5 protein-coding genes and 1 pseudogene are annotated in these 7394 nt (G+C 24.9%); all 6 read left to right on the forward strand.

Annotation, left to right across the window (positions count from 1 at the left end):
* Window positions 1–3209: hypothetical protein (locus AJN58_RS10335; RefSeq protein ID WP_250535400.1), on the forward strand; the 3209-nt coding region annotated here is incomplete at its 5' end.
* Window positions 3210–3221: 12 nt separating this feature from the next.
* A complete protein-coding gene (locus AJN58_RS04975; protein ID WP_052781601.1) occupies window positions 3222–4085 on the forward strand; it encodes a hypothetical protein in 864 nt (287 codons plus the stop codon).
* A 294-nt stretch (window positions 4086–4379) separates the two neighbouring features.
* Window positions 4380–4789, forward strand: a pseudogene (locus AJN58_RS10505) (hypothetical protein); the annotation flags it as partial.
* Window positions 4790–4859: 70 nt separating this feature from the next.
* Complete coding sequence (locus AJN58_RS04985; RefSeq protein WP_044779597.1) at window positions 4860–5210, forward strand: DUF4299 family protein; 351 nt, start codon at window positions 4860–4862, stop codon at window positions 5208–5210.
* A complete protein-coding gene (locus tag AJN58_RS04990; RefSeq protein WP_070292061.1) occupies window positions 5210–5842 on the forward strand; it encodes a hypothetical protein in 633 nt (210 codons plus the stop codon). The genes AJN58_RS04985 and AJN58_RS04990 overlap by 1 nt, the downstream gene beginning before the upstream one ends.
* A gap of 143 nt (window positions 5843–5985) precedes the next feature.
* On the forward strand, window positions 5986–7394 hold a 1409-nt coding region (locus tag AJN58_RS04995; protein ID WP_186820937.1), incomplete at its 3' end, for a contractile injection system protein, VgrG/Pvc8 family.

The following is a 7394-nucleotide window of genomic DNA, read 5'->3' on the forward strand; positions in this document are numbered from 1 at the left end:
ATATCAACAACATCAACATCGATTCAAAACCCTATCTATTAAAAGCTTTATATTTTTGTGAAGATTATGTTTTATATGATAAAGATAAGCAAGCTTTATTTGATGAAAACACAATAAAAGAATTAGAATTTAACTCTAGTTTTTATACTATCTTTATCTCTCATAAAAACAAACTAAATGATACTTATTTAAAAGCAAGAAAAGAACTTTATAAAAGTATTGATGAATTTAAAAGACTTGGTTTTAAAGATTTAGAAAATGCTTATCAAACTTATATTAATTCTTTGATTGTAAATAAAGAAATAAATAGTAAAGATGAAACAATAAATAAAAATAAAAACAAAGAAATAAATAAAAATTTAAATCAAGATGAAAATTCAAATCAAGAAAGTGATACAAAAGAAAATACAAGTAGCACAAAAGAACAAGATTTTTATCTTTTATCTTCCCACTCTAAAAACCTAAACCATTTCATCTTAGAAAATAAAGACAAAAACAAAAGAATTATCTTTTTAAATAATGCTTCATCGATGTCAAATTTAATCCATATTTATGATAGCCATTGCGATATATTTATTAAAAATGATTCTTTACTTGATATTAAAAGAATAGAAAAAGAATATGATATTAAATTTAAAGAATTTAACACAAGAGTGTTTTTTTACGAAAAACTTCTTTTAGGTGCAAAAGAAAATAATGAGTTTTTATTTGAAGAAAAAGAAGAAAATTTGCTTTATCATTTTAAATACGATAAAGAGGATTTAAGTTCTTTAAAAGATTTAAGTATAAAATATAATATTTATAATGCAAAGATTAAAAATTATTCTTTACCAGAAGAAAGTTTAAATATTAAACTAGAACCCAAAGAGCTTAAAAAAGAAATTGCTTACAACAATACAAGTTTTAATAAACTTTCAAAAGAACCTTTAAACAAATCCTCATCTAACGCTAAAGAACCTTGCTTTATCACTTTATATTTAAAAGATGAACACAATAAACCCATTGCTAATGCTAAAATCATTATCAAAGGTTTTAAACATGATGAAGCTTTAAGAGTAGTTAATCTAAAAAGACGCAGTGATGAAAAGGGTAAGATAAGATTTGATAAAGAAAAGTATTTTAGTGATTGTTATAGCTTTAAAGTAAAGCTTGATGAAAGCAAAGCTTATTTCCCTACTCCTTTACAAAATGCTAAAAGGATATTTAATAATTATACCCATCACAAAGTTGGACTCATACTTAAATTTAAAGCAAAAGATCATTTAGTTTATGATGGATTTAATCTCTATCATTATAAAGGAAATGAATTAATTAATTCTTATATGGCAAGAAGTGGTACTGCTAAGGCAGATAATGAAAAAAGAAGTAAAAAGCAAATTGCAAATTATTTTTACCAAGATGAAAAAGATACAAGTAAAGGTAAAAAAGCTTATTTTTATTATGATGATGAAAGTATTAAAGATAGATTTGGCACTTTGCCTGAAGGAGAATATTATTTAAAGATTAATGAAATAGCTAAAGATACTAACCCTAGCTTTTTAAAAGATTATCCCTTTGAAATAGGAAAAACCTGGGGAAGATACTGCGTAAGATTATATACTGATAAAGAATGCTCTAAAACTTTTAAAGAAGTAAAAATAAAAGAAAGTAATGAAAAAGAAAACAAAACAAGCAAAAAAGATAAAAAAGAGCAAAGCATAATAAAAGATAATCTATATCTTTATAGCATCAATGAAAAGGGAGAGTTTGGCAGTAGTGGTAGCATAGGTATGGCACAAGCACAGTTATTAGAGGATTTAAGTAAGCAAGCTAAGTTTATACAAGATGAGAAGGAAGGAATTGTTTCTTTAAGAGTAGAGTATCCTAAGCAAGAGAAATCTAAAGTAAATTTCATAAAAGAAATAGAATGGGAACTCGATGAAGATGAAGATGTGGTAAGTGCTGAAAAAAGTGTAAGGATTATTATCGATGAAAAGGCAAATTTTGCACCAGGGACTTATGTAGAATGCGAAGTTGATGGTTTAGAAGATGATGTAAATATCGTTTGGGCTTTAGCTCAAATTCAAAATGAAGCAAGACTTCAAAGAATTTTAGAAGGTAAAGAGCATTTAGAATTTAAAGATATAAAGTTTTTAAAAGACGAAAGTAAATATTTTCATGAATGCTGGGAAATAGATGATGAAGAAAAAGATGAAGAATTTGAAAAAATAGGCTTTAGTTTACCTCTAACAAGGGCTAATGAAGAAGAATTTGATAAATATTATGCTTTAGTTTTTGCTTATGAAGATAAAAATAAATTTAAAAGACTTCCTAATTTAAATGATGCTTATAAAATCATAGATATGAGTTTTAAAGTTGGCTCTGGTAGAGATGATAAGGTGAAAGAATTATTTACAAGAGAGGAGCTAAAAGCCCTTAATGTATATAATCTTAACCGACAAAAATCAATCGATAGTGTTGAAGAGGCAAATTGGTTTTTAAGGGCAAATTTAAAAAATCAAGAAAAAAGAGACTTTTTTACCTATCTCAGAACCTATCCTCAATTTGCCGGAAAAATCGCTTATATATACTATAGATTTGATTTAATCAATAAGGAATTTTTAACAAGTATATCAGAAAAAGATAAAGGAAATTATCTTCAAGATAGAGATGGCAAATATATTAGCACCATAATTAATAAAATTTTACCTTTAGAGTATAAGAATGGTAAAAGTTTTAAACAATTCCACACAGAGCTTTTAAATAACAAAAACAGAGATCTTAAAGAATGTAAAGATTTTCTAAAAGCTTTAACTCAAACTCTTTGTAAAGAATTTAATTTACCTTTAGAAAATGTAGTCTTTTATAGCCAAAAGCCTAGCGGATCTTTATCATTTGGAGCTTATGAAGAAAATAAGGTCAGATTAAATCAATACATTTTAAAAGCTTATTTTAAAGAATTTGCAAAAACGGTTTTTCACGAATGTAGGCATTTTTATATAGAAAAATATTATAATCACAATATGGATGCTCTAGGCAGATATGTTTTTTATTCTGAAAAAGCTTATATCAATGAGAAAATTATTTTTGATAAATTTAGTAGAATTTGCGATCCTAGTGAGAATTATTTAGTAGGTTGCAATATAGGTGCTATACAAGATGCCTATGAAATTCAGCCCAATGAAAGAGATCCAAGATATGTAGAAACCCTCATAGGTAGAAGTTTATAATCAAGGAAAATAATGAAAACTATAAAAATACCGCTTAAAGATTATATCTCCAATATAAGAGAAGATAAAACTATTTACTTGGGCTTGCAAAGTGATATGAGTATAAAAGGACTTGATGAAGAATTCTTAAAAAAAGAATATAATCTTAAGAGAAATTTCAAATTTGAAACAAGCATTTATTTAGGTAAAATTATAATCAAAGAAAAAAATATCATTTTTAAAGCTTTTAATATTGGTGAGAATTGCTTTGAAGGACTTAAAGAACTTTTCTTCAAAAATAACCCCTATAAAATTATAGATAATTTAGAATTAAAAAAATATTTCTTAAAACTTTATAAAGATAATATTGAATTTTTAACTTCTTATATTAATGAAATTAATCAAGTTCATGGTATTAAACTTTACTATATCGAAAATAAAAATTTAAATAAATTTGAACTAATTTCAATGCTAGATGAAATGGTGCAAAAAAATGACTATGAAGTAGTAGATTTTAGCGATGATTTATTTTATTCTTATCTTGTATGGAGTTTGAGAAAATTTATCATTGCTTATGATATAGGTTTGTATCAAGATAAAAATAATTTATTTTTTAATTTAGCTACCTATAAAATACATAAGAATCATTCTTTTTATATAGAAGCGAGTAATCATTTAAATTTTAATCTTATTGAATTATTTTTCTCAAATACCTCTCCTTTGGAATATGCTGTGGGTTATTTGCAAAAAGAAGAGATAATATATAATGGGGCTTTAGAATATTCTTTAGGAACTCTTCAAAAAACTTTAAATACCACAACCCAATTTCATAATAAATTTTATTTTAAACTAAAAGAAAGACCCTTTGAATATGCGCAATATTTTAAACAAAAATAGACTTAGTTGAAATAAATTAAATTTGCTCACTTTAATGCAATCAATCAGGATGAAAAATCGGCGTGAAGACTGACTTATTTTAGAAAGTTTATTTAGAAAAGATGAGCAATAAAAAGTAAAAGAAATATATTTTATAGGATTTTTGACATAAAAATAATTATAATCGGCTTTTGTGTATAGTTGTTGTATTTAGATTTGCATGCTTTAATTTTATTGTATGACTGCAAGGTTTGTTCCTTTGGCGGTTAATTTCATAGCTAAAAGTATGCCTTAATAAGCGCAGTCCTTTCTTGAGAAAGAGGAGGTGTTGAATTTGAGTATTCTTTTGATAGTGAAAAAGAAGCCATTGATAAAATGTTGCAGATGAATTATGAACAAAAAAATACGATGGAAAAGACATCAAAGAATATCTAACAAAAGAAGTAGCACTAAGAATCATCAAAGAAGAAAAACTAGAGGTGATTTGGTATGATGAAGCACTTAAACCTTTATGTGCGGGTATTAAACACGATAAACAAAGAGATAAATATATTTCTTTTATCACTAATGTTAAAGCAGAGATTATAGAATACAAAAGTATTGAGTTTGATGGGGATAGGTACAGTAAAACATTTGAAAGAATGTTAAATGATGAAGATATAGCCCTTTATGCTCTTATCAATCGTGCTAGAATGATTAAACAAAATAGAATCAGTTTTGTGTAAATACTTTCCTTATGATTTAATATAAAAAGATTTTTAGTTATAATTTCATTTTATATTTAAGGAAAAATTTATGGAAGATTTAAAACTTTTACAAAGGCGTTGGGAAGAAGCTTATGAAGCTATACCTAAACTTTATGAAACACCCGATGGGTTAATAATAAATTTCACCCTAAGTGAAGATACAGATACTATTCTTTTTAAAAAACCTTGGGAAAATTTTGAATTAGATGATGAAGATAAAGAAGCCAAATGGAGATTAAGCTTTTTTAGCATTAGCGAAGATAAACCTTTAGGATATTTAGAATATAAAGAAGCACTAGAAAAACTACAAGATTTTTCTTTAATTCAATCAGAAGAAAGGATTTTAATTAGAGCAATGAGTTTAGAAGAGCTTGAAAGTTTAGAGCTTAAAGGGTGGTAATGCTTCCTCAAGCTATATTTTTAAATAAACTTATAGAATTTTTATCTGATGAGAATTTAGATATTGTAAATATGAAAAAAGGTGTAGATAAAATTTTTTCTAAAAAAGATTTTTACGCTATATTAGAATTAAATATTAAAATTATGAATATAGCGAAATTAATTTTTAAAAGTGATGAAAAATTAAATATATTATTACCACAAACTTCTGATTATAAGAATACAAATTATTTTCTTCAAGAATTAGAGTTAAAAAAAGAAATGGATGTTAATCTTAATGATTTAAAAAATTGTGATAATAAAAAAATAATAGAAATAATAAAGCAAGAATATCAAAATAATCTGATTAAAGAATTGGATATTAATTCTCAAAAAGAAAAAATCAAAATACTTTTTATTATTAATGAAGTGCCAAAATTTTTAAAATCAATCTATAAAGAATGCGAGTTTAAAGAATATGGATTAGCAAATTATTTGGAATTTGATGAAATTTGGGGTTTTTATGAAAATAATACTAGATATTTTACTATTTTAACTCCCATGGGTGCAAATAAAATAAAATTGCGTTTAGAAAATACACAAAACAGCGAAAAAGAACCCAATATCATAGAAGTAAATTTAGATAAAAAATAGATTTTAATAACAAAAATAAGCAATTTCTTTTTCTACTCAAATTTAGACTATTTGTGTTAAAATAATAAATATAAAAATTAAAAACATAGTGGATTTATACCAAATTATAAACACCATAAACTCAACCCCCAAAAGGATCATCAATGTCCCTTAATTCCTTTATGAGTCTTGATATATCAAATTCTACTTCAAATCCCCTACCCTTTAAAATCACTAAAGCCATTATCAAAGAAAGTCTTGAAGAACTTTTTTCTATAGAATGTGAAGGTTTTTTTGAAAGTTTAGAACAAGATTTATTTTCTTTAAATACTTTAACCAATGCTTCATCTCATCCAAGCACCCCTACAACTTTTAATTTTCATCCTAATGTTTTAATCGATCAAGAAGCTATTTTAAGCATCCATAATCCTTATGAGAATAATACCTTAAACTTTGATAACAATAAAGTAATAAACTATAAGGGAATTATCACTTATATAAAATATCTAGGTATTAATCATGAAAGTGCTTTAAATATTAATGATAGCGCTTCAAATACTAAGCAAATAAAATACAAGCATTTTTTTTCTTTTAAGCTTCAATCAGTCTTGATAAGACTTTCTTTAAATAAAGCCAATCGTATTTATACTCATACTAATATTATAGAAGTGATTAAACAAACCCTTGGTTTTTATCAAGATATCTTACATAAAGAAATTGATTATTCTAATATACATTTTAATTATGAAAAACAAGAACTCATCTCTCAATACAATGAAAGTGATTTAGACTTTATTACAAGATTAAGCCATAATAATGGAATCTTTTTTTATGAAGATGAGAACACTATTTATTTTTGTGATGTGTATAAAAATGTAAAAAATAAAGAAATTGAGTATAATCCTAATATTAATAATATTTTAAATCAAGCTTGTATTTCTTCTATTTATAAAGAACAAAGTTTAAGAACTAATTCTTTTACGCATTCTAGTATTAATGCCAATACTCCTTTAAATCTTTTATCTTTACATTCTAATAAAGTTCCTTATGAACAAGAACTTAATAACAAAGCTTATTATAATGAACATTTTTATGAGAGTGAATATTCTTTTACAAAAAGCATTGATTTAAAGACTAAGCCTTCTCTTAAAGAAAAAAGAGCCTTAGTATTAAATGAAAGCTTACTAGCAAAAAGTAATATTTATCATCTTAGTTTAGGAGATTTTATCACTTTAAATTATAAGGAGTTTAATCATCAAGAAGAAATAAAAAATCAAGATGAAGAAAAACAAGATAAAGCTTCTTTGCTTAAAGACTTTATTATTATTGCTAATACTCAAATCTTAATTGATGATGCCATCTTAGCTAATTCTATTAATACGAATGATCATTTAAATTTAAAAGATTTAAATTTAAGTAAATCTTATTCCAATACTTTAACTTTATTAAAAAAGAATATTATCTTTACTCCAAGTTTTAAAGTTAAACCTAAAGCTCCTAATAGCACTCAAGGTATTGTTATAGGAGAGAGTAAGGATATAGAAAGTGAGAGAAATACTATTTATACTGATGA

Source organism: Campylobacter sp. BCW_4321 (genome assembly GCF_001763075.1).
Taxonomy (GTDB): domain Bacteria; phylum Campylobacterota; class Campylobacteria; order Campylobacterales; family Campylobacteraceae; genus Campylobacter_D; species Campylobacter_D jejuni.

What these genes read in the sequence shown, in the direction of transcription:
- AJN58_RS04975 (WP_052781601.1), top strand. Translation starts at nt 3,222, where the DNA reads ATGAAAACTATAAAAATACCGCTTAAAGATTATATCTCCAATATAAGA.
- AJN58_RS04985 (WP_044779597.1), top strand. Translation starts at nt 4,860, where the DNA reads ATGGAAGATTTAAAACTTTTACAAAGGCGTTGGGAAGAAGCTTATGAA.
- AJN58_RS04990 (WP_070292061.1), top strand. Translation starts at nt 5,210, where the DNA reads ATGCTTCCTCAAGCTATATTTTTAAATAAACTTATAGAATTTTTATCT.